The 24,348-nt window shown below is 62.8% G+C and carries 24 protein-coding genes and 2 tRNA genes; 9 read left to right on the forward strand and 17 right to left on the reverse strand.

What is annotated here, in order from left to right; translation table 11 throughout:
• Positions 1–6 precede the first annotated feature (6 nt).
• Positions 7–1,539, forward strand: a complete 1,533-nt coding sequence (locus tag E8F20_RS20575; RefSeq protein ID WP_280285386.1) for a hypothetical protein — start codon at positions 7–9, stop codon at positions 1,537–1,539.
• 215 nt (positions 1,540–1,754) lie between these two features.
• Positions 1,755–2,033 (forward strand): helix-turn-helix transcriptional regulator, encoded by a 279-nt coding sequence (locus E8F20_RS20580; protein ID WP_280285387.1) that lies wholly within the window; start codon positions 1,755–1,757, stop codon positions 2,031–2,033.
• A gap of 77 nt (positions 2,034–2,110) precedes the next feature.
• Here E8F20_RS20580 and E8F20_RS20585 read toward each other — a convergent pair.
• From E8F20_RS20585 to E8F20_RS20645, 13 genes are all read right to left on the reverse strand, one after another.
• Positions 2,111–2,186: transfer RNA gene (locus tag E8F20_RS20585), tRNA-Thr, on the reverse strand.
• Between the two features lie 293 nt (positions 2,187–2,479).
• Complete coding sequence (locus E8F20_RS20590; RefSeq protein WP_280285388.1) at positions 2,480–3,694, reverse strand: methyltransferase; 1,215 nt, start codon at positions 3,692–3,694, stop codon at positions 2,480–2,482.
• An 84-nt stretch (positions 3,695–3,778) separates the two neighbouring features.
• Complete coding sequence (locus tag E8F20_RS20595; protein WP_028629891.1) at positions 3,779–4,468, reverse strand: ABC transporter permease; 690 nt, start codon at positions 4,466–4,468, stop codon at positions 3,779–3,781.
• Positions 4,465–5,160, reverse strand: coding sequence for an ABC transporter permease (locus tag E8F20_RS20600; RefSeq protein WP_274802287.1), 696 nt, complete (start codon positions 5,158–5,160; stop codon positions 4,465–4,467). Before E8F20_RS20600 ends, E8F20_RS20595 begins: the two co-directional genes overlap by 4 nt.
• A 47-nt stretch (positions 5,161–5,207) precedes the next feature.
• Positions 5,208–5,960 carry an ABC transporter substrate-binding protein gene (locus E8F20_RS20605; RefSeq protein ID WP_028629889.1) on the reverse strand — a complete coding sequence of 251 codons (753 nt, stop codon included), beginning with the start codon at positions 5,958–5,960 and terminating at the stop codon, positions 5,208–5,210.
• Between the two features lie 19 nt (positions 5,961–5,979).
• Complete coding sequence (locus E8F20_RS20610; RefSeq protein ID WP_028629888.1) at positions 5,980–6,753, reverse strand: ABC transporter ATP-binding protein; 774 nt, start codon at positions 6,751–6,753, stop codon at positions 5,980–5,982.
• A gap of 244 nt (positions 6,754–6,997) precedes the next feature.
• Complete coding sequence (locus tag E8F20_RS20615) at positions 6,998–8,998, reverse strand: EAL domain-containing protein (protein WP_280285390.1); 2,001 nt, start codon at positions 8,996–8,998, stop codon at positions 6,998–7,000.
• A 6-nt stretch (positions 8,999–9,004) separates the two neighbouring features.
• Complete coding sequence (locus tag E8F20_RS20620; protein ID WP_280285391.1) at positions 9,005–9,556, reverse strand: heme NO-binding domain-containing protein; 552 nt, start codon at positions 9,554–9,556, stop codon at positions 9,005–9,007.
• A gap of 159 nt (positions 9,557–9,715) precedes the next feature.
• A tRNA-Phe gene (locus E8F20_RS20625) sits at positions 9,716–9,791 on the reverse strand.
• 75 nt (positions 9,792–9,866) lie between these two features.
• On the reverse strand, positions 9,867–10,139 hold the full coding sequence (locus E8F20_RS20630; RefSeq protein ID WP_028629886.1) for an oxidative damage protection protein: 273 nt from the start codon (positions 10,137–10,139) through the stop codon (positions 9,867–9,869).
• On the reverse strand, positions 10,136–11,203 hold the full coding sequence (gene mutY, locus E8F20_RS20635; RefSeq protein ID WP_280285392.1) for an A/G-specific adenine glycosylase: 1,068 nt from the start codon (positions 11,201–11,203) through the stop codon (positions 10,136–10,138). Before mutY ends, E8F20_RS20630 begins: the two co-directional genes overlap by 4 nt.
• On the reverse strand, positions 11,200–13,431 hold the full coding sequence (locus E8F20_RS20640; RefSeq protein ID WP_280285393.1) for an AsmA family protein: 2,232 nt from the start codon (positions 13,429–13,431) through the stop codon (positions 11,200–11,202). Before E8F20_RS20640 ends, mutY begins: the two co-directional genes overlap by 4 nt.
• 145 nt (positions 13,432–13,576) lie before the next feature.
• The gene (locus E8F20_RS20645) at positions 13,577–13,975 is read right to left on the reverse strand and encodes an acetyl-CoA sensor PanZ family protein (protein WP_280285394.1); all 399 of its coding nucleotides are present in this window, start codon (positions 13,973–13,975) and stop codon (positions 13,577–13,579) included.
• 129 nt (positions 13,976–14,104) lie between these two features.
• Here E8F20_RS20645 and hisB point away from each other — a divergent pair, with 129 nt between their 5' ends.
• The 7 genes from hisB to E8F20_RS20680 all read left to right on the forward strand — a co-directional run bounded on the left by hisB (position 14,105) and on the right by E8F20_RS20680 (position 19,096).
• Positions 14,105–14,698: an imidazoleglycerol-phosphate dehydratase HisB gene (gene hisB, locus E8F20_RS20650; protein ID WP_028629882.1), complete on the forward strand. Its 594-nt coding sequence runs from the start codon at positions 14,105–14,107 to the stop codon at positions 14,696–14,698.
• Positions 14,698–15,336 carry an imidazole glycerol phosphate synthase subunit HisH gene (gene hisH, locus E8F20_RS20655; protein ID WP_280285395.1) on the forward strand — a complete coding sequence of 213 codons (639 nt, stop codon included), beginning with the start codon at positions 14,698–14,700 and terminating at the stop codon, positions 15,334–15,336. The genes hisB and hisH overlap by 1 nt, the downstream gene beginning before the upstream one ends.
• A gap of 4 nt (positions 15,337–15,340) precedes the next feature.
• Positions 15,341–15,598, forward strand: a complete 258-nt coding sequence (locus E8F20_RS20660) for a DUF2164 domain-containing protein (protein WP_280285396.1) — start codon at positions 15,341–15,343, stop codon at positions 15,596–15,598.
• A 40-nt stretch (positions 15,599–15,638) separates the two neighbouring features.
• A complete protein-coding gene (gene hisA, locus E8F20_RS20665; protein WP_280285397.1) occupies positions 15,639–16,376 on the forward strand; it encodes a 1-(5-phosphoribosyl)-5-[(5-phosphoribosylamino)methylideneamino]imidazole-4-carboxamide isomerase in 738 nt (245 codons plus the stop codon).
• 142 nt (positions 16,377–16,518) lie between these two features.
• Positions 16,519–17,289 carry an imidazole glycerol phosphate synthase subunit HisF gene (gene hisF, locus E8F20_RS20670; protein WP_028629879.1) on the forward strand — a complete coding sequence of 257 codons (771 nt, stop codon included), beginning with the start codon at positions 16,519–16,521 and terminating at the stop codon, positions 17,287–17,289.
• A 135-nt stretch (positions 17,290–17,424) separates the two neighbouring features.
• Entirely contained in the window at positions 17,425–18,180 is a 756-nt protein-coding gene (locus tag E8F20_RS20675; RefSeq protein WP_280285399.1) for an ABC transporter substrate-binding protein, read from the forward strand.
• 160 nt (positions 18,181–18,340) lie between these two features.
• Positions 18,341–19,096 (forward strand): ABC transporter substrate-binding protein, encoded by a 756-nt coding sequence (locus tag E8F20_RS20680; RefSeq protein WP_280285400.1) that lies wholly within the window; start codon positions 18,341–18,343, stop codon positions 19,094–19,096.
• 138 nt (positions 19,097–19,234) lie between these two features.
• Here the strand turns inward: E8F20_RS20680 and E8F20_RS20685 are convergent, their stop codons facing one another.
• The 4 genes from E8F20_RS20685 to gpmI all read right to left on the reverse strand — a co-directional run bounded on the left by E8F20_RS20685 (position 19,235) and on the right by gpmI (position 24,290).
• Entirely contained in the window at positions 19,235–19,999 is a 765-nt protein-coding gene (locus E8F20_RS20685; protein WP_280285401.1) for a divergent polysaccharide deacetylase family protein, read from the reverse strand.
• 1 nt (position 20,000) lies between these two features.
• Positions 20,001–21,314 carry a S41 family peptidase gene (locus E8F20_RS20690; protein ID WP_280285402.1) on the reverse strand — a complete coding sequence of 438 codons (1,314 nt, stop codon included), beginning with the start codon at positions 21,312–21,314 and terminating at the stop codon, positions 20,001–20,003.
• 26 nt (positions 21,315–21,340) lie between these two features.
• A complete protein-coding gene (locus E8F20_RS20695; RefSeq protein WP_280285403.1) occupies positions 21,341–22,606 on the reverse strand; it encodes a murein hydrolase activator EnvC in 1,266 nt (421 codons plus the stop codon).
• Between the two features lie 148 nt (positions 22,607–22,754).
• Positions 22,755–24,290, reverse strand: coding sequence for a 2,3-bisphosphoglycerate-independent phosphoglycerate mutase (gene gpmI, locus E8F20_RS20700; protein WP_280285404.1), 1,536 nt, complete (start codon positions 24,288–24,290; stop codon positions 22,755–22,757).
• Between the last annotated feature and the right edge of the window lie 58 nt (positions 24,291–24,348).

A 24,348-nucleotide genomic window follows, 5' to 3' on the forward strand; every position in this document is an offset into this window, starting at 1 on the left:
CTTACCGTGAAGAAGAAATTGTTCGGTTTTTTGTTCGCAGTTATGGTGAGCCTGCTTGTCGTTCCAGTCGTAAATGTCTTGTCTGTGCCAGATGGGAAGCCCATCAAGTGGCACGAGAAGGGATTTCTCTACAACGTAGACTTTGTTTCAGCTTTGTCTTCCGCTTTGCTTTATCCACTAGGGATCAGTACTGATCCGGAACAAGTAGTAATCGGTCGTGACGGCTGGCTTTACCTGGGAGATAAATATGAGAACGCCCGATCTGTAGTGCGAAGTGGTGCAAGCCCTGAAGATAAGGACAGCGGTAAGAGGATAGGCGAGGCGGCTGCCGCATGGGAGACATACCTCTCTAGTAGAGGTGTTCGCCTGTACAGGGTTCTGGTTGGGCCAAATAAAGAATCTATTTATCCGGATTACCTGCCAGATTGGGCGAGAGGGGCCTCTCCGAGTGCGGCCGATGTCATTTTGGCCGGGGCGGGGTCGGTGCGCTATGTCGACTTGAGACGTCCGCTGCAGGAAGCGAGAAAGACTTATTCTGCACCGCTCTATTATAAAACTGACACGCATTGGAACCAGTTGGGTGGCGCAGTTGCATTCCAGTATTTCGCTGAGGTCGTTGGTGCGGACGCTCCAGAGCTCGCCTGGCCATCAAAGTCCTCATACCAGGTATCTGGTGTTGCGCCGCGGATAGGCGGAGATCTGGCGAATTTTCTCAGGATTTCCTCGCATCTTTCTGATCTTGAACCTACACCAAACGCTTCCGGATTGCCGGTTACAACTGAGAGGATTGACTTCAATACCAGCGCTGTGATCAGCAGTGGGGGTAATCTTCCAGTTGGTTCGCCATCCAAGCCATTGCTGATAAGAGCAAGCGGGGCTCTCAACAGTAAGCGGGTGCTTTGGCTGCGCGATTCCTTTGGTACGGCAATGTCGCCATTGATGGCGGCCACTTTTAGCGAAGTTCTGCAACTTCATTGGCTTGAGGCGCTCAAGCCGGGAGGTAATTTCGTTCAACTGGTTGAGTCTTGGCGGCCAGATTACGTGTTTATCACGGTGGTAGAGCGTTCTGTAGGTTCTGGCGTTTTTGCTTTCTTTCCGCCACCAGTTGTTGTCCCGCGTGGTGGAGATTTCAAGCCAACACTGGTGGGGACTGTGAATCGAATGAATGACCTGGATAAGGGGCACTCAGCAAACGAGTACAAGATTACTGGCAGAGATCCTTTCGTTGAATTTTCCATTGCTAATGCTAGCGCTCAGTCAGGTCCAGGCCTCCTAAATATCGATCTGACCTGCAATGATGGATCAGTTTCCGCCCCTATTCAGATTTTCTGGCTAGGTAATGATGCTCCCCGCTACGATGAGGAAAATAGCGTAAGGCTCACGTTCTCTGCAGGATCCAATTTGATAGACCTGCGCACGATTAAGAAATTGCACCCTTCAATTGTTGTTAAGCGAATTAGGTTGGATATAGATTCAAAAGATTCGTGTCGCTCCTTTAAGTTGAGGGATATTGTGCTGGGGAATGGATCCGGCACCTAGGATTAGTCTGAACTAGTCCCGACTATTGTTGCCTGGTAGCCCGGTCTCATAACGGGCGTCAGGCTTGGCAAGCGGCGCGGTGATGAATTTCAAGCTCTAACCCGTCTCGGCGCTCGACTTGAGGCACGGAAGCACCTTCACAGCGGCCGCCAGCAATGCTGGTGTGCCATCGACGGGTTCAACAGAGTGGCATTTGTCGCGGTGGTCACCGCACGATGGCAAACTCGACCCACAATGCCGACTACCAGTTGCTGCTTGCGGTCCTGCGGGCCGCCAGGAAGCGGCTGGGCGTCTCCCAGATTGAGTTGGCCGAGCGGCTCGGGAACACGCAGACGTGCGAGCGAGGAGAGCGCCGTGTCGATGCCGTCGAGCTGGTGGAGTTCGCCGAGGCCCTGGGCATCCCTCCGCTTGAGCTCATGGAGGAGTTTCTAGAGAGGCGCAGGGCTGGCCCCTCACCGAAGACGAGGAAGGCCGCTAAGCATCGAAAGCCTTAGCGTGTCGATTTCGTGTTTACCGCAGCCCAGAAACGACTTAGGCCCGCATCGCTGCGGGCCTAAGTCGTTGTTGCATATGGTGCCGGCACCAGGAATCGAACCCGGGACCTACTGATTACAAGTCAGTTGCTCTACCAGCTGAGCTATACCGGCCAGGAGGGGCGGCCATTATAGCGATTGGGCGCTGCGAGTAAACCTCTGTAAGCGAGCTTCAGGCAGCTTTGAGCATCAGCATGGCGTGGCTTATGCACAAAGGTGATCTTTTTTGTACGATCGTGCTCGAAATATGTGCGCTACATCTCGGATTTCGTCAAGTGGTTGTTTTCATTGGCGCTTTATCTGTTGTCCAGAAAATGCTCAACGCCTGCTCGTTGCGCAGGGCGGGGCCTTGCAGTGAGTTGCCCAGATTTCATCAACAAAGTTATCCACAGGTTCTGTGGGTAAGCTCAGCGTTCGGCCAGTAGCAGGACGTTACGTGGTGTGAGTTGGGGCGAGCAGAAGCTACCGAGCTTGACCTGGTAGCCCTGTTCTTCGAGAAACAGGGCGCGGTCCAGCAGCAGCCAGAGCTCCATGGGGCGGCGGAACAGGCTGCGGGGGAGTTCCAGGTTGCGTACCACGGCAAGGCGTTGCCAACCGGAGGCCTCCAGCGCTTTCCAGTCGCGCGGCTGTGGTTGCGGGAGGCTTTTGAGCGCGCAGAGGTCCCGGCAATAGTCGGCGAATGGCTTAGCCAACCAACTCGTGGCGAGGGAGGGCGTCGGCAGGTACCGGTCTTCGCCGCGCAGTTCTCGCTGCAGCAGGTCGAAGGCCAGGCGGCGGGCCATGGATTGGTCGCGTTGGCGCCGCACGCGGGCGCCAGCGGTGACGGTCTCGCTCATTGGCAGGCGCAGGTCGGCGCGGCTGAAGCGCAGTGCGGAGGCGGATGCTGTCGTGGACAGTGGCTGATAGTCCGGTGTTTGGATGCGGTTGTAGCAGCAGGGTGCTACGGCCAGTTGTCGGCAGCCGGTCGCGTTGGCCAGTTGCAGCAGGCGGACATGCAGGTCGCCGCAGGCATGCAGGGCGACCACTGTGTGCTCGGGCGCGAGGTGGCGTGCGGCGTCATCGGCCAGGGCGTCCTGCTGGTGATGATTGGCGGCGAGCCCCAGGCGCTGGCTGAGTTGCTGGCCGCTGGCAACCAGTTGCGGGTCGAGCTCGATGCAAGTCAGCGATGCGCCGTCATGGGCCAGGCGGTGTCCCAGGTGCCCCTTGCCGGCGCACCAGTCCAGCCAGTGGCCTGGTGTCTGGTCAAACCGCAGGCGGCTGGCGAAGGCGTCGATCTGCTGCCATTTGCGCCCGGGGACGTCCACCGTGAAGCTATTGGGCACTGCGGCTATCTGCGCTGCGGGCAGCTCGCCGATGCAACTGAGTTCGGCGCACCGCGCTGCAAGCTGTGGATAAGGCGCCGGTGCCTGCAACTGTTCCGGGTTGTTATGGATGGCTTCTGCTTCTGCCAGAGTGCGGCCGCGTAGCCATGTGGCCAGTTCGGGATGCTGGTGTTCCCAGGGCAGCTCCGGCTCGGTGAAGGGCACGGGACGCCAGATGCCCTGATGCGCGAGGAGGAAGTCGTCGAGGGCGGCGAAGCGTTCCCGCAGGTGCGGGCCTTGGAGGGGCGCAGGATGGGTCATGCTGGCGAGGCGATGGGGAATCGGGGGGCGATTATAGCGTCGCCGGCACCGCTCCTCTCCCGGGGGCGAGGAGCGGTCGCGGGCTTAGCGGCCCTGCAGGGCATCCACCCGCAGTTTTCGTTCGAGCAGGCGGAAGGCTCGCACCAGCACGTAGGCGATCAGCAGGTAGAAGAGGCCGGCGGCGAAGAAGATCTCTACCGGCAGGTAGGTGCGGGCGATGATGGTGCGCGCCATGCCGGTGAGTTCCAGCAGGGTGACGGTGCTGGCCAGGGCGCTCGCCTTGACCATCAGGATCACTTCGTTGCTGTAGGCCGGCAGGCCGATGCGCGCCGCACGCGGCAGGATGATGTACACCAACGCCTGGAAGCGTGACATGCCCAGTGCCCGTGCCGCCTCGATCTCGCCCGGCGGTACGGCTTGGATGGCGCCACGCAGGATCTCGGCGATGTAGGCCGCAGTGTGCAGCGTCATGGTGATTACAGCGCACCAGAAGGGGTCGCGCAGGTATGGCCAGAGCGGGCCCTTGCGCACTGCATCGAACTGCGCCAGGCCGTAGTAGACCAGGAACAGCTGCACCAGCAAGGGCGTGCCGCGGAAGAAGAAAATGTAGCCGTAGGGCAGGGCGCGCACGTACCAATGGCGGGACGCGCGGGCAATGCCCATGGGCAGCGCCAGGATCAGGCCGGCGATCACTGCGATGGCCACCAGCTCCAGGGTGAGGATGGCACCTTGGGCCAGCTGTGGCAGGTATTTGAGGATGACTTCCCAGTTCATGCTGCGCTCCGTTTGAAGCCACGGCCTGCGCGCTTCTCCAGCCAATGCATGCCGATCATCGCGAGGATGGTCAGGCCCAGGTAGATGAAGGCGGCCACCAGGAAGAAGGTGAAGGGCTCCTTGCTTGCGGTCACGGCGATTTGCGAGCGACGCATGATTTCCTCAAGGCCGATCACGGAAACCAGAGCGGTGTCCTTCATCAGAATCATGAACAGGTTGCCCAGGCCCGGGAGGGCGATTCGCCACATTTGCGGCAGGATCACGCGCCAGAGAATACGGTTCTTGGACAGGCCCAGGGCCATGCCGGCTTCGCGGTGTCCCTTGGGGATGGCCAGGATGGCGCCACGGAAGACTTCGGTGGCGTAGGAGCCGAAGCACAGGCCCAGGGCGATGGTGCCCGCGGCGAAGGCGTTCAGTTCCAGTTCGGGGTAGCCGATCCATTCACCCAGGGCGCGCATCAGGTTGACCGTGCCGAAATAGATCAGCAGCACCCAGAGCAGCTCGGGGACGCCGCGCACAAGTGTGGAGTAGGTGCCGCCCAGCCACTGCAGTGGCTTGAGGGGGGAAGTCCTTGCCAGCGCGCCGAGCAGGCCGAGCACCAGGCCCACCGCAAGCGCAGACAGTGCCAGCTTGATGGTCATGAGGGTGCCCGCGGCCAGGGCCGGGCCGAATCCGTAGAGGTCTAGGGTCATGGGAGCTCAGGCGCCGGTGCCGCGCGGGGCGGCACCGGACGTACAGGTCAGTAGATGCTGAAGGGGAAGTACTTGTCGTTGATCTTCTTGTAGGTGCCGTCGGCAACGATTTCCTTCAGCGCGGCGTTCAGCTTCTCGCGCAGCGGGTCGCCCTTGCGTACGGCGATGGCGATCTTGTCGTTGTCGAACACCGGGTCACCCTTGAACTCGAAGTCCTTGCCGGAGTCGCTCTTCAGCCATTCCCAGTTGACGAACTTGTCGGCCAGTACGCCATCGAGGCGGCCGGAAGACAGGTCGAGGTAGGCGTTTTCCTGGGTGTCGTACAGTTTGATGTCGACCACGTCAGCCATGTTGTCTTCCAGCCAGGTGCCGGCGATGGTGGCGCGCTGTGCACCGATTACCTTGCCTTTCAGGCTGGCCTTGTCGGTCTTGAAGTCAGAGCTTTTCGGGGCAATGAACTGCAGTTTGTTGGTGTAATAGGGGTCGGTGAAGTCGACGGCCTGCTTGCGCTCTTCGGTGATGGACATGGAGGCGGCGAGGAAGTCGAACTTCTTGGCGTTCAGGGCGGGAATGATGCCGTCCCAGTCGGAGGTCACCACTTCGCACTCGGCCTTCATCTTGGCGCAGAGGGCCTGGGCGATCTCGACGTCGAAACCGCCGGCCTGGCCGCTGGCATCGATCAGGTTGAAGGGCGGGTAGGCGCCTTCAGTACCGATCTTCAACTTGTCGGCGGCGACGGCGCTGGTGCCGAAAGCGAGGGTGGCGGCCGCAGCCAGCAGAATCTTCTTGTAGTTCTTCATTGCGCTCTTGCTCCGTGTTTTAGCGATTGCTGGACATGAATTGTTTACAGCGCGCCGACAGCGGGTTGTCAAATACCTGCTGTGGCGGTCCCTGCTCTTCTACCAGCCCCTGATGCAGGAAAACCACTTCGCTGGAGACATTCCGGGCGAAGTTCATTTCATGGGTGACCAGCAGCATGGTGCGGCCTTCCTCGGCCAGCGCGCGGATCACGTTAAGCACTTCTTGTACCATTTCCGGGTCAAGCGCCGAGGTGGGTTCATCGAACAGGATCACCTTCGGTTGCATGGCCAGAGTGCGGGCGATGGCAGCCCGTTGCTGCTGGCCGCCGGAGAGCTGGGTCGGATAGACATGGCGCTTGTCAGCGATGCCGACCTTGGCCAGCAGGGCTTCGGCGATTTCGGTGGCCTCGGCCTTGCTCTGGCCGAGTACACGGCGCGGCGCTTCGATGATGTTGTCGAGCACCGTCATGTGCGGCCAGAGGTTGAAGTTCTGAAAGACGAAGCCGATTTCGCTGCGCATGCGATTGATCTGCTTGTTGTCGGCGGCGACCAGTTCGCCGGAGCGGCTCTGCTTGAGCTTGAGTTCTTCTCCGGCCACCAGGATCTGGCCCTGGTGCGGGTTCTCAAGCAGGTTGATGCAGCGCAGGAAGGTGGACTTGCCGGAGCCAGAGGAACCGAGGATGGAGATCACATCACCGTCGTTGGCGGTGAGGGATATGCCCTTGAGCACTTCGAGATCGCCGTAGCGTTTGTGCAAGTTACGGATTTCAAGCGCTGGGGTGGCTTGGGCCATGGGGGGTCCTCTTATTGTTCGGGGGCACTCTGGCGGTGGGGCGGCCTTCCTGGCGAGGGGAAGCTAGCATAGCGCTTTGCCAGGTGAAAGCCGACGGAGAGCCCCTGGAGGGTTCTGTGGGCGAGTTTGTCGCATCGCTGCAGTTGCTTGTCGCGGTAGCAAAAACTTGCGGCGCTCGTGCCGAAATGCCCGGATATCGCGCCTTTGCGCCGATCCTTTGCCTTTTTCCTTTGTGATCAACTGGTTACTCGGTTGGCGCGACGAAAGCGCCAGGATCGGTCGCGGTTTGTTCATCCGGCTGCGGTCTATCTCCAAGCAGTTTGGCGAGGCTGGACTCTGGCAGTGGCCGGGCGAAGTAGTAACCCTGGCCAAAGTCGCAGCCCAGGGACTTGAGAATCATCAGGTGCCGTTCGGTTTCGACACCCTCGGCGACCACTTCGAGCCCCAGGTTGCGTGCCAGGTTGAGAATTGTATGCACGATCTGCAAGCTCTCCTCGCATTGGTCGAGCTGGGTCAGGAAGGAGCGGTCGATCTTCAGGGCGTCCAGGTGGAAACGGTGTAGGTAGCTGAGGGAGGAGTAACCGGTACCGAAGTCATCGATGCTGATTCGTACCCCCAGATCATGAAGTTGCTTTAGCACGGTAATGGTCCGTTCGGAGTCGGCCATGGATACGCTCTCGGTGATTTCCAGGCGTACGCACTCCGGGCGGATGCCGGTCTCGGCGATGATGGCCGCCACCTGGACGACCAGGTCGTGCTGGGCGAACTGCCGGGCAGAGAGGTTGATGCTCACCGTCAGGGGGGGCGGGCTTGGGAACTCCTGGTGCCAGCGGGCCATGCTGCGGCAGGCTTCGCGCAGCACCCACAAGCCGAGGGGCAGGATAAGGCCGGTGTCTTCGGTGACCTGGATGAAGTCGCCTGGGTAGATCAGCGCTCCCCCTGGCTCCTGCCAGCGCACCAGGGCTTCCACGCCCACCAGATGTCCGCTGGCCAGGCTCACGATGGGTTGGTAGTGGAGAACGAACTCGCCATTCTGCAGGGCGTTGCGCAGGCGCGTTTCCAGGGTCAGGCGACCCACCGCCACGTCGTGCAGGCTGTGGTCGAACATCTCGTAGCGGTGCTTGCCCAGCGTCTTCGCGCGGTACATGGCGAGGTCGGCATGGCGCAGGATCTCTTCGGCCGATTCGTAACCCAGGTCGCTGGGGGCGATGCCGATGCTGGCGCTGATGTAGAGCTGCTCGCCGTTGATCAGGAAGGGCGGCTCCAGGGTGTCCAGGATGCGTTCGGCGACCTTTGTTGGTGCGTCGGGGTTGCCGATGCAGTCCAGCAGGATAGTGAACTCGTCGCCCCCCATGCGCGCGAGCGTGTCGGTCTGTCGAAGGCAGCCTCCCAGGCGCGTGGCGACCTGGATGATCAGCAAGTCGCCGGCCAGGTGTCCGAGGCTGTCGTTCACCAGCTTGAAGCGGTCGAGGTCGATGAACAGCACCGCGAAGGCCGCTTCGCGATGGCGGTTGCAGCGGGCGACGGCCCGGGACAGGCGATCGGAGAAGAGGGTGCGATTGGGCAGGCCGGTGAGTGGATCGTGGAAGGCGTCGACCAGTTGCTCTTCGGCGCGCTTGCGTTCCACTACTCGGCCCATCTGCACGCCAATTTGTGCCATCAGGTGCAGCAGCTTTTCATCGGGCTCCAGCACGCTGCCGGCAAAGAACTCCAGCACGCCGACCACCTCGCTGCCCACGAGTACCGGAAATGCGGCTGCAGCCCTGAGGCCTGCTTGCCCGGCGGCGTATACGCGGCAGAAATCCGGGACCTGACTGATGTCGGAGATCCATGCCGGGTCACCGTTGCTGAGCACTCGGCCCGGCAGGCCGTAGCCCGGCGGGAACACCAGGGACTCGGTCACCTGGCGGAAATCCCGGAAGCGTTGCTCGTCAGCGAAGTGCCAGATGGAGGCCGAGCGCAGCCGCGCTTCGCCTTCGACATGCTCGGTCACGTAGGCGTGGCCGATCTGCCAGCCGGTGTACTGGCAGACGCTGGACACTGTGAAGCTGAGGCCGTCGGCTACCGACGCGGCAGCGTTGGCGGCGTCTGCGATGGATTCCAGCAACTGCAATTGCTGCTTCTTTTCATAAAGCTCGCGCAGGCCGTGTTCGGCGATCTGTTCCGCTTCCAGGCGCGCCTGGTGTTCACGCTGCAGGCGACGGCGCAGTTTGTCCGCTTCCGGATTGCGCGGTGCGCCGTCCATGGCCATTCAGCCCCGGCGCTTGCCGTGGAAGGTGATACGGCAGCGGCACTCGACATCGCCCCGGTGCATGCAGGTGAGGTGGTCGACGCCGAGGGTCTCGCCAAAATGCACTGCCGCACCCTCGATGAAGCCATGGGCCAGTGCGCAGAGTCGACGTGGCGAGCGGTAGGTCATAATCAGCGTGCCCTCGGGCTCGTCGCGAAAACCGAAGGTGGGGACATCCGCTCCCGGATAGATCATGCGGACTTCGGGGTGGATGATCTGGTTGACGCTGAGAATGAAGGGACGCGTCGAACTGTGGGCATCGAAGTAGGCTGGGTAGCGATTGGCCAGGGACGGCATGGCCTCGCGGCCGAACCAGCGCAGCACCTCGAAGGGCGCCATGGCGAGCGTCTCGGCGGCGGCTGCCGCCAGGCGGTAGATGTGTTCGTCGGGGTAGCTGCCGAGAGCTGTGTAAACGCCGCTCAGGCCGGTGCTTTCCAGCAGGGCGTCCCAGGCATCCTCACCCTGGTGCCGGGTAACCACTTCTTCGAGCAGGTTGAAGACGATTCCCTTCATACGGTCCCCCCGGTGTCCTCGGGTTGGGCTCCCTTGCAGGCCGCCTCGAGGTGCTTCGCAGTGAGGTTAGCAGCGCCGTTCGCATTGTGCGCGACAGCGGTGTGAGGGGCTGAAAACAAAAAGCCCCAGCACATGGCTGGGGCTTTTTGACGGTATTAGTGGTGCCCAGGGACGGAATCGAACCGCCGACACGGGGATTTTCAATCCCCTGCTCTACCGACTGAGCTACCTGGGCAACGGGGCGCTATTAAACGGATTAAGCGGCCCCTCGTCAACACCCTTCTGAAAAAATTTTAGTTATTACGGGTGCTTACGCGCTCGGGGGGACATAACCTTCGGCTTGGGCGTAGTCCTCGCCCGAGAAAAACTTGTCCATTTCGGCCTGGAGGAACTTGCGGTCCTCGGCGTTCATCATGTTCAGGCGGCGCTCGTTGATCAGCATGGTCTGATGCGCCTGCCACTCATCCCAGGCCTTCTTCGAGATGTTGTTGAAGATGTCCTCGCCCTTGGCGCCCGGATATGGCGGACGCTCCAGGCCCGGCAGTTCCTCTTTGTACTTGCGGCACATGATGGTGCGGGTCATCGCGGTTCTCCTGCATTCAATACATCGGCCGCGCGCTTGAGCAGCTTTTTCACCGGGGCGGCGAGCCCCAGGCGCGGCGGGGTGGCGAGGTTATACCAGAGCCAGTCGCCCTCGGCCACGACGGGGACGCTGCCCTCCACGGCCACCAGCCAGGGTTCGATGGCCAGTTGGAAATGACTGAAGGTGTGGGTCAGGCCGGGCAGTTCGCGGCGCTCGCCGAGCTGCAACGAATGCTGGTTGGCCAGCGGGGCGAGGGCGTCGAGATCGTCCAGTTCCGGAAGACTCCAGAGTCCGCCCCAGAGCCCGCTTGATGGCCGGCGGTAAAGCAGGATGGAGCCATCGCGGTTGGCCAGTAGGGGCATCAGCGTGCGCTTTTGCGGCAGGGCCTTGCGCGGTTTTGGTACGGGGTAGTCGGTCTCCCGGCCTAGCTGATGTGCGCGGCAGCCGCTTTGCAGTGGGCAGAGCAGGCAGCTGGGCTTGCTGCGGGTGCAGAGGGTGGCACCCAGATCCATCATCGCCTGGGTGTAGTTGTTGACCCGTGCGTGTGGAGTGAAGCGCTCGGCCACGTCCCAGAGCTGCTTTGCCACTTTCGGCTCGCCCGGGTAGCCGTCCTGCGCAACATAGCGGGCCAGGACGCGCTTGACGTTGCCGTCGAGGATCGGTGCTCGCAGGCCCATGGACAGGCTGGCGATGGCGCCGGCGGTGGAGCGACCAATGCCAGGCAGCTCCGCCAGTTGATCGACGTCGCAGGGGAAGTGGCCGCCGTAATCGGCCACTACCTGCTTCGCGGTCTTCTGCAGGTTGCGGGCGCGAGTGTAGTAGCCGAGGCCGGTCCAGAGGTGCAGTACTTCGTCTTCCGGTGCGGCTGCCAGCGCCTGCACGGTAGGCAGGGCCTCCATGAAGCGATCGAAGTAGCCCAGGACGGTGCTGACCTGGGTCTGTTGCAGCATGATTTCGGACACCCAGACGCGGTAGGGGGTGATGCCCTGCTGCCAGGGCAGGTCCTTGCGGCCGTGGCTGTCGTACCAGTCGAGCACGGCGCCGGAGAACTGCTCGGGGGTCATTGCTTGAACAACCCCTTGAGCGCGTCTTTCAGCTCCGGGCTGACCTTGTCGCCCAGCTTCTCTTCGAGCTTCTCGTTGAGTTTGTCGCCGGTCAGCCTGGCGGCCACCTTGCCCATACCGTCCTTGTCCAGGCGGCAGGCTTTGGCGCCCAGTTCCAGCGGGCCACGGCAGCGCAGTGGCCACTCGATGCCGACATAGCGTTCGTTGACCTGGCAGGCCGGGTCCGGCATCGCGCTCTTGTCGCCTTCGATGACTACACCGATTCGGTAATCCAGACCGAGCACGCGCAAGTCGACGGCGCCATCACCCTTGACGTTGAGACCGGGAATGCTGGCGCGCAGGTCAGGGTTGTTGGCTACGCCATTATTGAAGGTGAGCGAGCCCTTGAGCTCGCGGAAGGGGGTCTCGCTGCCGCTGCGCGTGCTGCTCAGCGTTTTGCGGTTGAGGGTGGCGATGCCTTGGCAGAGTTGCTGTTCGAGGTTGGCGTCGAGCAGTGCGCCGTCGTTCAGGGCGAAGCTGGCGGTGCCATTGAGGCCGTCAATCCAGGCCTTCTGGCTGTTGCCGCTGCTGGTGATGTCAGCGGTCATGTCCAGCAGGCCACGCACCGGTGGCTTCTGCTCCTGTGCCTGGAGGAGCTTCTCCACCGGCACGTTGCTGATGCGTTTGTGGGCCTTGAGCAGCGGTACTGCCGGACGCGCGTCGATTTGCGCGTTGGCCTGGAAGTTGCCGCCGAGCAGGCCGCCACGCAGGTCTTCAAGGATTAGCAGGCCTCCCTTGCCGCTGGCCTTGAGGCTGACATCATCCAGAGGCAGTTTGTTGACGGTGAACTGGCCGAGGTTCAGCGTGGCTTGCAGATCGACCTTGCGCAATTGGTCCACTGGCAGTACCGGCGCTTCACTCCAGGCAGCCTGGGTTGGCGCGTTTGGTAGCGGCGTGGTGCCTTGGCTCGCGGCAGCTACAGCAGGCTTTACTTCAGCCTGGCGGGCGGTCTGGGCTTCCTGCTTGGCCTTGGACTTGGGTGGCAGGTAGCGGTCGAGGTCGAGCTTGTCGCCCTTGAGCTGGATGCGCACGGCCTTTTGGGCGAAGTCGGCCACGGCCAGGCGGCCGCTGAAGCTGCTGTCGTCCAGTTTCAGGTTGAGGCCTTCGAGGGCGAGGCTGTTGGGGCTGCCGCCCAGTTTGGTGACCAGCTCGAATTTCTGCAGCGTGGTGGCGTCGCTCATCGGCGGCAACTCGACGCCGATGCCGGTCAGGAACTCCCGCAGGTTGAGCGGGGCGATGGACAACCCGCCCTCCAGGCGTGCGCCCTTGTTCAGGTCATGCACCTTGAGTTCACCGAGTGCGCGCAGTTGGTTGGCGGAGAGCTTGAGGCTGTTCCACTCGGCGATATTGGCGGCGAGATCGGCCAGCAGTTGGCCCTGGGCGTTGAAGGTCAGGGTCTTGCCCTTGAAGGGTTCTCCAGACGCTTCGCCGTTCAGCTTCAGGTCCTCGAGCTGGTAGCGTTTGAGCGCGCGCTCGAAGCGCAAGTTGGTAGTGAGTTCGGTCTTGGCGCGCAGCACCGGCTGGTTGGTGCCAAAGAAGGCACTGAGTTTGACCGGAATGCTGGCCCCCTCGCGGATGGCACCGGTGACCAGTTCGATGCCTTCGGCGTTGAACTGCTGACCGCTCTTGGCATCGCTGTAGTCGATGCGCGCATTGCGCACGGTGAGGCTGTCGATATCCAGCTTGACCGGGCGCGCTGGTTCTTCGCTAGCGGGCGCCTGCTGGGCGCCGTCGGTCGGAGCGGGGCTGGTCGGCGTGCCGGCGTGGGCAGTTTCCGGAGCCTTCGCCGGGCGGCCGATATCCTCCCAATTGCCGTGGCCCTTGTCGTCGCGCTGCAGGTCGAGATTGAGGCCTTCGACGCGGATGTCGCTCATCTGCACCTCGCGACGCAGCAGCGGCAGTACGCGCACCGACAGGCCGATCATGTCGAGGTTGGCGAAGGGCTTTTCCGGGCTGGCGGCGCTGGCCAGGGTCGCCTGGTGCAGTTCGAGGCCGAGCCAGGGGAACAGGCTCCAGCCGATGTCGCCGTTTAGGGTCAGTTCGAGGTTGGCCTTGTCGCGGGCCAGTTGTTGAATCTCGTCCTTGTAATCGTTCGGGTCGAACAGGTGGGTCAGGGCGAAGCCCAGGGCCACTATGATCAGCAACAGCCCGAGGAAGATGAGGCCCAGGATTTTTCCGAAGGCTTTCATTGGCCAGTCCTTGTGATGGATCGTGTGAATTGAAGGTGCCGAGTATAGCGCCGGGCCATCAGTCATGGCGTGCAGCGGCGTGGGGGTTCGGCGCCCTGGTCAGGGACTTTTGATGGTGATTTGCGCTGTCGGTTCAGCTCAGGCGTCAGAGCCTTTCCAGCGGCAGGTGCAAGCGCGCAGCGAGGGCCTGGCTTTCCAGATGGCCCTCTGGAGCGGCCAGGGCCAGCGATCTGCCTGCTTCCCGCGCCAGGCGAGCGCTTTCCTCAACCAGGCGACGGGCGACGCCGCGATGGCGGGTGACCTTGCGTACGCAGAGGTGGGACAACCGCCAGTGCTGCTCCCCGCGCTCGATCAGCGCTGCGCCGAGCAGGCGATCGTTGAAACGCCCGGCCACCAGCAGGCCGTCGGCCAGGCCGCGTTCCACCAGTTCCGTCGCATTGGCGTAGGGCGCCAGCAGCCAGTCCGGAGCATCGGCGTAAATTTTTGCCAGGTCGCCGCGATCCAGCTCGGACGGGCAATTCAGGGTCTCTACGATCACGGGCATGGGGGTTCCTGGAGGGCATTGCGGACGCGGCTCGGCAGTGTAAACCCCGCCGACCGTCGTCGGTAGCCGCGCCAGCGGCCGGCGGCCTATAATGGCGCTCTTTTTTGTGAGCCTTTTGTGGAGCTGGTGATGGCCGAACGTACGGCATCCGTCGAACGAAATACCCTGGAAACCCAGATCAAGGTCTCGATCAATCTTGATGGCACTGGCAAGGCGCGCTTCGATATCGGCGTACCTTTCCTTGAGCACATGCTCGACCAGATTGCCCGTCACGGCCTGATCGACCTGGACATCGAGTGCAAGGGCGATCTGCATATCGACGACCACCACACCGTGGAAGACGTCGGCATTACCCTCGGCCAGGCCTTCACGCAGGCCATTGGCGACAAGAAGGGTATCGTCCGCTACGGCCATTCCTATGTGCCGCTGGATGAAGCCCTGTCCCGCGTGGTCATCGACTTCTCCGGTCGCCCCGGCCTGCAGATGCACGTGCCTTTCACCCGCGCCGTGGTCGGTGGCTTCGATGTCGACCTGTTCCAGGAGTTCTTCCAGGGCTTCGTCAACCACGCCCTGGTGAGCCTGCACATCGACAACCTGCGTGGCCATAACACCCATCACCAGATCGAAACCGTGTTCAAGGCCTTCGGCCGCGCCCTGCGCATGGCCGTCGAGCGGGACCCGCGCATGGCTGGCCAGATGCCCTCCACCAAGGGCGTGCTCTGATGCAGACGGTTGCAGTCATCGACTACGGCATGGGCAACCTGCACTCGGTTGCCAAGGCCCTGGAACACGTCGGTGCCGGCCGCGTGCTGGTCAGCAGTGATGCCAGCGTGATCCGTGAAGCCGACCGGGTAGTGTTTCCTGGCGTGGGCGCCATCCGCGATTGCATGGCGGAGATCCGTCGCCTGGGCTTCGACGAGCTGGTGCGCGAGGTCAGTCGCGATCGTCCGTTCCTCGGCATCTGCGTCGGCATGCAGGCACTGCTGGAACGCAGCGAGGAGAACGACGGGGTCGACTGCATTGGCCTGTTCCCTGGCCAGGTGCGCTTCTTCGGCAAGGACCTGGTGGAAAATGGCGAGCACCTGAAAGTGCCGCACATGGGCTGGAACGAGGTGGAACAGACTGTCGCCCACCCGCTTTGGCACAACATCCCTGACCGGGCGCGCTTCTACTTCGTGCACAGCTACTACATCGAGGCCGGCAACCCTGCCCAGGTAGTCGGCCGCGGTCACTACGGTAAGGACTTCGCTGCCGCGCTGGCCGAAGGCTCGCGCTTCGCCGTGCAGTTCCATCCGGAAAAAAGCCACACCCACGGCCTGCAGCTGCTGCAGAACTTCGCCGCCTGGGATGGTCGCTGGTAAACCGATGAGCCGCGCGAAGAAGACCCCGAGCCTGCAACTCGACGCCGCCCAGGCCCAGGGCGCGGTGCTGGCGATCAAGCGTTTCATGGCCGATCGCTTCGAGCTGGAGCTTGGTTCCTTCGAGGCCGAGGAAGTACTTGACTTCTTCGCCCGGGAATTCGCACCACATTTCTACAACAAGGCGATCTCCGATGTGCAAGCGCACCTGACGGACAGGTTCGAAAGCATCGAGAGTGACTTGTGGGCGCTTGAGAAAAGCTGAGCGCCAAGCCGATTCCACTGACTTCGAACAGGTTGAACCGATGCTGATTATCCCCGCTATCGATCTGAAGGACGGCGCCTGCGTGCGTCTGCGCCAAGGCCGCATGGAAGACTCCACCGTGTTCTCCGACGACCCGGTAAGCATGGCCGCCAAGTGGGTAGAAGGCGGCTGCCGTCGCCTGCACCTGGTGGATCTGAACGGCGCCTTCGAAGGCAAGCCGGTGAACGGTGAAGTGGTCACCGCCATCGCCAAGCGCTACCCGAACCTGCCGATCCAGATCGGCGGCGGCATTCGCTCCCTGGAAACCATCGAGCACTACGTCAAGGCTGGCGTCAGCTACGTGATCATTGGCACCAAGGCAGTGAAAGAACCCGAGTTCGTCACCGAGGCCTGCAAGGCCTTCCCTGGCAAGGTCATCGTGGGCCTGGATGCCAAGGACGGATTCGTCGCCACCGACGGTTGGGCCGAGGTCAGCAGCGTGCAGGCCGTGGACCTGGCCAGGCGCTTCGAGGCCGATGGCGTCTCCGCCATCGTCTACACCGACATCGCCAAGGACGGGATGATGCAGGGCTGTAACGTCGAGGCCACTGCGGCCCTGGCCGCTGCCAGCCGCATCCCGGTGATCGCGTCGGGCGGTATCCACAACCTCGGCGACATCGAGAAGCTGCTGGTCGCCAAGGCCCCCGGCATCATCGGCGCCATTACTGGCCGTGCCATCTACGAAGGCACCCTGGACGTCGCCGAGGCCCAGGCCTTCTGCGACAGCTACAAGGGCTGATCATTACGCTGAAGCCCTCGCTGGCCGAGAGCCGTAGGATGGGTTAGCCGCGCAGCGGCGCAACCCATCAACTACTGACAGATCGATGGGTATCGCTGCGCTCCGCGGAACGCCGTCCGACCCATCCTACGAGAGCAATGTTATGGCACTGGCAAAACGCATCATCCCCTGCCTCGACGTGGACAACGGCCGCGTGGTCAAGGGCGTCAAGTTCGAGAACATCCGCGACGCCGGCGACCCGGTGGAAATCGCCCGTCGCTACGATGAGCAGGGCGCCGACGAGATCACCTTCCTCGACATCACTGCTAGCGTCGACGGCCGCGATACCACCTTGCACACGGTGGAGCGCATGGCCAGCCAGGTGTTCATCCCGCTGACCGTGGGAGGCGGCGTGCGCACCGTGCAGGACATCCGCAACCTGCTCAATGCCGGTGCCGACAAGGTGTCGATCAACACCGCTGCTGTCTTCACGCCGGAGTTCGTCGGCGAGGCCGCCTCCCGTTTCGGCTCCCAGTGCATCGTGGTTGCCATCGACGCCAAGAAAGTCTCCGGCCCCGGGGAAACGCCGCGCTGGGAAATTTTCACCCATGGCGGACGCAAGCCCACCGGCCTCGACGCTGTGGCCTGGGCGAAGAAAATGGAAGATCTGGGGGCCGGTGAGATCCTTCTCACCAGCATGGACCAGGATGGCGTGAAGAGCGGTTATGACCTGGGCGTCACTCGCGCCATCAGCGAAACCGTCGGCATTCCGGTGATTGCCTCCGGCGGTGTCGGCAATCTTGAGCACCTGGCTGCTGGCATCCTCGAGGGCAAGGCCGACGCCGTTCTGGCGGCGAGCATCTTCCACTTCGGTGAATACACCGTACCCGAGGCCAAGGCCTATCTCGCCAGCCGCGGAATCCTGGTGCGCTGAGCACGATTCTTGCCTAGCATTCGCCCCAGGCTGCTCGCGTGACGGACTTCGCAGCCTGGGCTGCTGATGCCCGAGCCCCGTTCCCACGGGGTTAAGCTCAGCGCATTTCCCATCTCTCCTGGAAGGTAATCGCTAATGTCGAAACGCCTGCTGCTGGCGCTGGCCGGTACCCTCATGGTGTTTGCCGGTGCAGCTCGTGCCGAAATGGATGAGAACTACAGCGTCGTTCTCCTGACCGAAAACTTCCCGCCCTACAACATGTCGATCAACGGGAAGAACTTCGCCCAGGAAGACAATATCGATGGCATCGCCGTCGACATCGTCCGTGAAATGTTCAAGCGTGCCGGGGTCAAGTACAGCCTGACCTTGCGCTTCCCCTGGGATCGCATCTACAAGCTGGCGCTGGAGAAGCCGGGCTATGGCGTCTTCGTCACTGCGCGCCTGCCAGAGCGCGAGCAGTCGTTCAAATGGGTCGGCCCGATCGGTCCCGACGACTGGATCATGCTGGCTCGCACCGACAGCTCGATCGCCCTGGGTAGCCTGGACGATGCGCGCAAGTACAAGGTGGGCGCCTACAAGGGCGATGCCATCGCCGAGTACCTGACTCAACAGAAGCTCGAACCGATCACCGCCCTGCGTGACCAGGAAAACGCCAAAAAGCTGGAGAAGGGCCAGATCGACCTCTGGGCCACCGGCGACCCCGCTGGCCGCTATCTGGCCAAGCAGGAAGGCGTGGGCGGCCTGAAAACCGTGCTGCGTTTCAACCAGGCCGAGCTGTTCCTGGCGCTGAACAAAGAAGTGCCCGACGAGGTGGTGAACAGGCTGCAGGCCGCGCTGGACCAGCTGCGGGCTGAAGGCTTCGTCGACGAGATACTGAACAGCTACCTCTAACAGGTAGTGCTTCAACCCTAGCAACGAGACCTCAGCGACCGGCCACAAGCTGGTCGCTTGCCATGGAAGGCAGGACGGGTCGTGCCGTACGTCCGTGGGTGGGGAGCCCACGCAAGGAAGCCGCTTAGCCACAACCACAACTCAAGCGAGCGGTATGACAATGCAGAAGCTGATTCAACGCGCCCTGACCCTGGGCCTGATGTTCCTCGCCTTCACGGCGCGCGCCGAAATATCGGCAGATTACAAGGTGGTATTGCTCACCGAGAATTTCCCGCCCTTCAACATGGCGGTGGATGACAAGAACTTTGCCCGCGACGACGGCATCGATGGCATCAGCACCGATATCGTGCGTGAGATGTTCAAGCGCGCCGGCATCAACTACAGCCTGACCTTGCGCTTCCCCTGGGATCGCTTGTATCGGCTGACTCTGGACAAGCCCAGCTATGGCCTGTTCTCCACCACCTTCACCGCTGAACGCCAGCCGCTGTTCAAATGGGTCGGCCCGATCGCCAAGACCGAGTGGGTGCTGCTCGCCGCGCCGGGTAACAACCTGAGCGTAAAGGACCTGAAGAGTGCGTCCCAGTACCGCATTGGCGCGTACAAGAACGATGCCGTCAGCCAGCACCTGGAAAGCCAGGGCATGGCGCCGCAGAACGCCCTGCGTGACCAGGAGAACGTGAAGAAACTGCTCAAGGGCCAGATTGACCTCTGGGCCACGACTGATCCCGTTGGTCGTTACCTGGCCAAGCAGGAAGGCGTGACCGGCCTGCAGACCGTGCTGCGCTTCAACAGCGCCGAGCTCTACCTGGCCTTCAACAAGGACACCCCGGACGAGGTCATCGAGCGTCTGCAGAAGGCCCTCGACCAGATGCGCAGCGACGGCTACGTCGACGAGATCACCCAGAACTATCTGTAACAATGCTGCAGGTTCGCCTTTCTCTGTGGGGGCGAATTCATTCGCTGATCAGGCCCGTAGGCCTGACCGTCGAGATCATGGGGCCGCTTCGCGGCCCACAGCGAATGAATTCGCCCCCCACAAGGTGTCATCGGGGAGTTAGCGGTAAACCCCCGCCTTGCCATGGGCCGCCATGGCGCGGTTGCCGCGCAGGGCGATCAGCATTTCCACATCGATCAGTTCGAAGCCCCGTTCCTTCAGGCGCGGCAGCTCGCGTTCTAGCAGCGCCAGGGTCGCCGGGTGAGGGTGGCCGATCATCAGGGCTGAGCCCTGCTTGCGCGCCAAGCCCAGCGCCGCGTCGAATTGCTTGGCTACCGCGGCCGGACTCTGGTCATCATCGAGAAAGACATCCCGCGAGAGGCTGGCCAGCCCGGCCTTCTGCGCCTCGGCGGCGGCCACCGTGGCGGCGCTGGTGCGGCTATCGATAAAGAAGCGGTGTTCCTGTTGCAAGCGATGCATCAGCCAGGTCATGGCGGGACGTTGAGCGGTCATGCGGCTGCCCATGTGGTTGTTCAGGCCGCGGGCGTAAGGCACTTGGCGCAGGGCCGCGTCCAGGCGTTTCTCCAGCTCGGCTGTGGATAACTCGGGGCGCCAGGCATAGGGGCCGGCGGCCGGGTCCATGGGCAGGTGCAGCATCACCGTCTTGCCGGCGGCATGGGCGGCTTCGGCGAGTTCACGGGAGTGAGGGGCATCTGGAAGGATGGAAAGCGCCACCGGGCCGGGTAGGGCGAGAACACGGCGGTCGCGGGCGGGGGTTTGACCAAGGTCGTCGATCACCAGGGCCAGGTGCGCCGTTGGCGCGGCCCAGGCACCGGTTGCCGTTGCGCCCAACCACAACGCGAGCAACCAGGTGCCCCACCTCATGTCACTTTCCGCGGGTGACGTTCAGGCCTTTCAGCAGATTGAGGGCCTGGCTCAGTTGGAAGTCGTCATCCTGCGGGCGCGGCTCCGCCGATTTTTTGCTCGAACTTGGACGGTCGGCACCGCCGTTGCCATTGCCGAGGTGGCCGGCGAGATCGGCTTCCTTGAAGGATTCGCCGTCCTGCTCGCGGGTGACCTTGGCTCGCGCCACTTCGATGTCCGGAACGATTCCCTGGGCCTGGATCGAGCGGCCGTTGGGGGTGTAGTAGAGCGCGGTGGTGAGTTTCAGGGCGCGGTCGTTGTTCAGCGGCAGCACAGTCTGCACCGAGCCCTTGCCGAAACTGTCGGTGCCCATCAGCACGCCACGTTTGTGGTCCTGCAGGGCACCGGCGACGATCTCGGCCGCCGAGGCACTGCCGCCATTGATCAGCACTACCAGCGGTACGCCTTCGCTGGCGTCGGCCGGGTCGGCGGAGAAGCGCAGCTCGGAGTTGGCAATACGGCCCTTGGTGTAGACGATCAGGCCTTTCTTCAGAAAGTGGTCCGAAACCTCCACCGCCGCCTGCAGTACGCCGCCAGGGTTGTTGCGCAGATCCAGGACCAGTCCGCTCAGGCGGCCGCCGTTGTCCTTGCGCATCTTGGCCAGGGCTTTGCCGACTTCTTCGCCGGTGTTGACCTGGAACTGGGTGATGCGCAAGTAGCCGTAGCTCTTGTCCAGCAGTTGGCTCTTCACGCTCTTGACCTTGATTGCCGCGCGCACCAGTTCCACGTCGAAGGGCTGGCCGCCATCGCGAACCAGGGTGAGGGTGATCTTGCTGCCGGCCTTGCCGCGCATCTTGTCCACCGCTTCCATCAGCGAAATGCCCTTGGTCGGCTGGCCGTCGATCTTGACGATCAGATCGCCTGGCTGGATGCCAGCCTTGGAGGCCGGGGTGTCGTCGATGGGCGAGACCACTTTGACGAAGCCATCCTCGGCGCCGACTTCGATGCCGAGGCCGCCGAACTCGCCGCTGGTGCTTTCCTGCAGCTCCTGGAAGTCTTCCGGTTCCAGGTAGGCCGAGTGCGGGTCGAGGTTGCTGAGCATGCCCTTGATGGCGTTCTCCAGCAGCGTCTTATCGTCCACCGGCTCGACGTAGGCGGACTTGATACGATCCAGCACCTCGGCGAAGGTGCGCAGCTCGTCCAGCGGCAGCGGCGCCTTGCCGTTCACCGCCGTGGCGGGGAGATTTGCCGGCTCCTCGGCGGCCAGCAGCTGCGGGGCGCCGCCAAGCAGCGCCAGTGCCATGGCCAGGGAGGTGAGGCGGGACAGATGCGGCATGCGAACTAACTCCTGCTAGATGAGACCTATCCTTGCGCGCGGCACCACTGTGCCGGGTCGGTCGGTCGGCCTTGCTGGCGTATGGCGAAGTACAGCGCGGGCGTGTCCTGCCCGCCACTGGTGCCGACGGTGGCGATGGATTCGCCTGCTTTGACGATATCGCCGGCATTTTTCAGCAGGCGCTGATTGTGGCCGTAGAGGCTCAGATAACCGTTGCCATGGTCGAGAATGACCAGAAGCCCGGCGCCGCGCAACCAATCCGCGAAAACCACACGGCCGCCATGCACGGCGCGTACGGAGCTGCCTTCAGGGGCGCCGATCAGCACGCCGTCCCACTTGGCGCGGGAGTCGCCGCCCCGGGCCGAACCGAAGCGGGCGACCAGGCGGCCGTCCACCGGCCAGGGCAGTTGGCCACGGGCTTTGACGAAGGGGCCGCCGAAGTTGCCGCCGGTGCTGGATACCATCGGACCGTTGCTAGCCTTGGCGGGGCTGCCGGCCGGGTGTTCGCGTAGCTCGCGCTGCTGTTCGGCGAGCGCGCGCTTGCGGGCTTCCTCGGCCTCACGGGCCTCACGCTCCTGACGGGCCAGGGTTTCTTCGATGGTCTTGAGCACCTTGCCCAGTTCGGCCTGGTCCTGCTGGCGGGCCTTGAGCTTCTTGTCCCGGTCGCTGACGTCCCGGTTGAGCTTGGCCAGAGCCTGCTGGCGCTCCTTGCGTGTGGCGGCGAGTTGCTCGCGACGGCCATCGAGGGCGGCCTTTTGCTCGTTGAGCTGGTTTTGCTGGGCAGTGATTTCCTGCTCGATGTTGGCCAGCTGGCGCAGGGTCTCGTTGAACGCGGCAAGCTGTTCCAGGCGGGCCTTGCTCAGATAGTCGTAGTAGGTGAGGGTGCGGGCGAACTTCTCGGGATGCTGCTGGTTCAGCAGCAGCTTGAGGTATTCCTGCTGACCGCTCTGGTAGGCGGCGCGGGCCTGGATGCCGATCAGCCGCTGTTGTTCAGCGCGCGCGCCCTGGAGTTTTTTTTTCTCTTCGTCCAGGCGCTGGATTTCGCCTTCGCTCTTCTCGAGTTCCTGTTGCAGCTCCTTGACCTGCTGCTCGAGGCCGCCCATTTCGGTTTCGGTTTTCTTCAGGTCGGCCTGGACGCCGGATTTCTCCTGCTGCAGTTGCTGCAGGAGTTTCTTCAGTTCGGTCACGTCCTTTGCGGCCCGGTCCAGCTGCTGCTGGGTTTCGGCGCGCTGGTCGGCCATGACCGGGGTGATCAGGCTGGCAAGGATTGCGAGGGCGAGGGCGCGAAACATGGAGGTGGGGCACCAGGGGAAAGGACCGGCCTAGTATGCCCGTGGCGCGGGGCAAAAAAAACGCCCGGAACCGGTGGTTCGGGGCGTTTCCTGATAAGGCGCGCAGATATTCACGCCTGGGCCGCGCCGGGGCGGCGACCCGCGTCGATCATTGCAGCTCGACGATGGTCTTGCCAGTCATCTCGGCCGGTACCGGCAGGCCCATCAGGGTCAGCAGGGTCGGGGCCACATCGGCCAGCACGCCGCCTTCGCGGATCGTTGCCGGACGCTTGCCGACGTAGATGAAGGGCACCGGCTCGCAAGTGTGCGCGGTGTGCGCCTGGCCGGTCATTTCATCTTCCATCTGCTCGACGTTGCCATGATCGGCGGTGATCAGTGCTTCGCCGCCGACCTTGTCCAAGGCTTCGACGATACGGCCGACGCAACTGTCCAGGCATTCCACGGCCTTGACCGCGGCTTCGAACACGCCGGTGTGGCCAACCATGTCGCCGTTGGCGTAGTTCACCACGATCACGTCGTAGCGTTGGTTTTCGATGGCGTCGACGATCTTGTCGGTGACCTCGGGGGCGCTCATTTCCGGCTGCAGGTCATAGGTGGCGACCTTGGGCGACGGAATCAGAATGCGCTCTTCGCCTTCGAAGGGCTCTTCGCGGCCGCCGGAGAAGAAGAAGGTCACGTGGGCGTACTTCTCGGTCTCAGCGATGCGCAGTTGGGTCTTGCCGTTCTTCGCCAGGTACTCGCCCAGCACGTTGTTCAGGGATTCCGGCTTGAAGGCGCTGGGGGCGGGGATGCTGGCCGCGTACTGGGTCAGCATCACGTAGCCGGCCAGGTTCAATTCACGCTGGCGGGGGAATTCCTTGAAGCCCGGCTCGACGAAGGCGCGGGACAGTTCACGGGCGCGGTCGGCACGGAAGTTCATGAAGATCACGGCATCGCCGTCTTCCACCTTCACAGGCTCGCCGATGCAGGTGGCCTTGACGAACTCGTCGCTCTCTCCGCGTTCGTAGGCGGCGGCCAGGCCCTCGACGGCGCTGGCGGCGGAGAACTCGGCCTGGCCCTCGGTGATCAGGTTGTAGGCGGCTTCGACGCGGTCCCAGCGGTTGTCGCGGTCCATGGCGAAGTAGCGGCCGATCAGGCTGGCAATGCGGCCCTTGCCGAGGCGGGCGAAGGCGTCGTCCAGCAGCTTGATGGAGGGCTCGGCGCTCTTCGGCGGGGTGTCGCGGCCGTCGAGGAAGGCGTGCAGGTAGATTTTCTCGGCGCCTCGCTGGGCGGCCAGCTCGGCCATGGCGACCAGGTGGTCCTGGTGGCTATGCACGCCGCCGTCGGAGAGCAAACCCATGAAGTGCACGGCCTTGCCGGCGGCCACGGCCTTGTCCACCGCTGCGGTGATTTCCGGATTGCTGAAGAAGTCGCCGTCGCGGATCGCCTTGGTCACACGGGTGAAGTCCTGGTACACCACGCGGCCGGCACCCAGGTTCATGTGGCCGACCTCGGAGTTGCCCATCTGGCCGTCCGGCAGGCCGACATCCATGCCGCTGCCCGAGATCAGGCCATGGGGCTGGGTGGCGCGCAGACGGTCGTAAACCGGTGTCTTGGCGGCATAGATGGCGTTGTATTCGGGGCTGTCACTGTGACCGAAACCGTCCAGGATGATCAGGACCAGGGGTTTGGGCATGGCTGTCATAGTGTCGGACTCGTCTGCGGCAATGGGTGGAAAGTTGCGGGCAAGGCCCCGGAAAAAA

Origin of the sequence: Pseudomonas sp. BN415, from assembly GCF_029871195.1 — a bacterium.
Taxonomy (GTDB): Bacteria; Pseudomonadota; Gammaproteobacteria; order Pseudomonadales; family Pseudomonadaceae; genus Metapseudomonas; species Metapseudomonas resinovorans.

Coding starts and splice junctions, on each gene's coding strand:
- E8F20_RS20580 (WP_280285387.1), top strand. CDS start 1,755: ATGGCAAACTCGACCCACAATGCCGACTACCAGTTGCTGCTTGCGGTC.
- E8F20_RS20590 (WP_280285388.1), bottom strand. CDS start 3,694: ATGACCCATCCTGCGCCCCTCCAAGGCCCGCACCTGCGGGAACGCTTC.
- E8F20_RS20595 (WP_028629891.1), bottom strand. CDS start 4,468: ATGAACTGGGAAGTCATCCTCAAATACCTGCCACAGCTGGCCCAAGGT.
- E8F20_RS20600 (WP_274802287.1), bottom strand. CDS start 5,160: ATGACCCTAGACCTCTACGGATTCGGCCCGGCCCTGGCCGCGGGCACC.
- E8F20_RS20605 (WP_028629889.1), bottom strand. CDS start 5,960: ATGAAGAACTACAAGAAGATTCTGCTGGCTGCGGCCGCCACCCTCGCT.
- E8F20_RS20610 (WP_028629888.1), bottom strand. CDS start 6,753: ATGGCCCAAGCCACCCCAGCGCTTGAAATCCGTAACTTGCACAAACGC.
- E8F20_RS20615 (WP_280285390.1), bottom strand. CDS start 8,998: ATGGACGGCGCACCGCGCAATCCGGAAGCGGACAAACTGCGCCGTCGC.
- E8F20_RS20620 (WP_280285391.1), bottom strand. CDS start 9,556: ATGAAGGGAATCGTCTTCAACCTGCTCGAAGAAGTGGTTACCCGGCAC.
- E8F20_RS20630 (WP_028629886.1), bottom strand. CDS start 10,139: ATGACCCGCACCATCATGTGCCGCAAGTACAAAGAGGAACTGCCGGGC.
- mutY (WP_280285392.1), bottom strand. CDS start 11,203: ATGACCCCCGAGCAGTTCTCCGGCGCCGTGCTCGACTGGTACGACAGC.
- E8F20_RS20640 (WP_280285393.1), bottom strand. CDS start 13,431: ATGAAAGCCTTCGGAAAAATCCTGGGCCTCATCTTCCTCGGGCTGTTG.
- E8F20_RS20645 (WP_280285394.1), bottom strand. CDS start 13,975: ATGCCCGTGATCGTAGAGACCCTGAATTGCCCGTCCGAGCTGGATCGC.
- hisB (WP_028629882.1), top strand. CDS start 14,105: ATGGCCGAACGTACGGCATCCGTCGAACGAAATACCCTGGAAACCCAG.
- hisH (WP_280285395.1), top strand. CDS start 14,698: ATGCAGACGGTTGCAGTCATCGACTACGGCATGGGCAACCTGCACTCG.
- E8F20_RS20660 (WP_280285396.1), top strand. CDS start 15,341: ATGAGCCGCGCGAAGAAGACCCCGAGCCTGCAACTCGACGCCGCCCAG.
- hisA (WP_280285397.1), top strand. CDS start 15,639: ATGCTGATTATCCCCGCTATCGATCTGAAGGACGGCGCCTGCGTGCGT.
- hisF (WP_028629879.1), top strand. CDS start 16,519: ATGGCACTGGCAAAACGCATCATCCCCTGCCTCGACGTGGACAACGGC.
- E8F20_RS20675 (WP_280285399.1), top strand. CDS start 17,425: ATGTCGAAACGCCTGCTGCTGGCGCTGGCCGGTACCCTCATGGTGTTT.
- E8F20_RS20680 (WP_280285400.1), top strand. CDS start 18,341: ATGCAGAAGCTGATTCAACGCGCCCTGACCCTGGGCCTGATGTTCCTC.
- E8F20_RS20685 (WP_280285401.1), bottom strand. CDS start 19,999: ATGAGGTGGGGCACCTGGTTGCTCGCGTTGTGGTTGGGCGCAACGGCA.
- E8F20_RS20690 (WP_280285402.1), bottom strand. CDS start 21,314: ATGCCGCATCTGTCCCGCCTCACCTCCCTGGCCATGGCACTGGCGCTG.
- E8F20_RS20695 (WP_280285403.1), bottom strand. CDS start 22,606: ATGTTTCGCGCCCTCGCCCTCGCAATCCTTGCCAGCCTGATCACCCCG.
- gpmI (WP_280285404.1), bottom strand. CDS start 24,290: ATGACAGCCATGCCCAAACCCCTGGTCCTGATCATCCTGGACGGTTTC.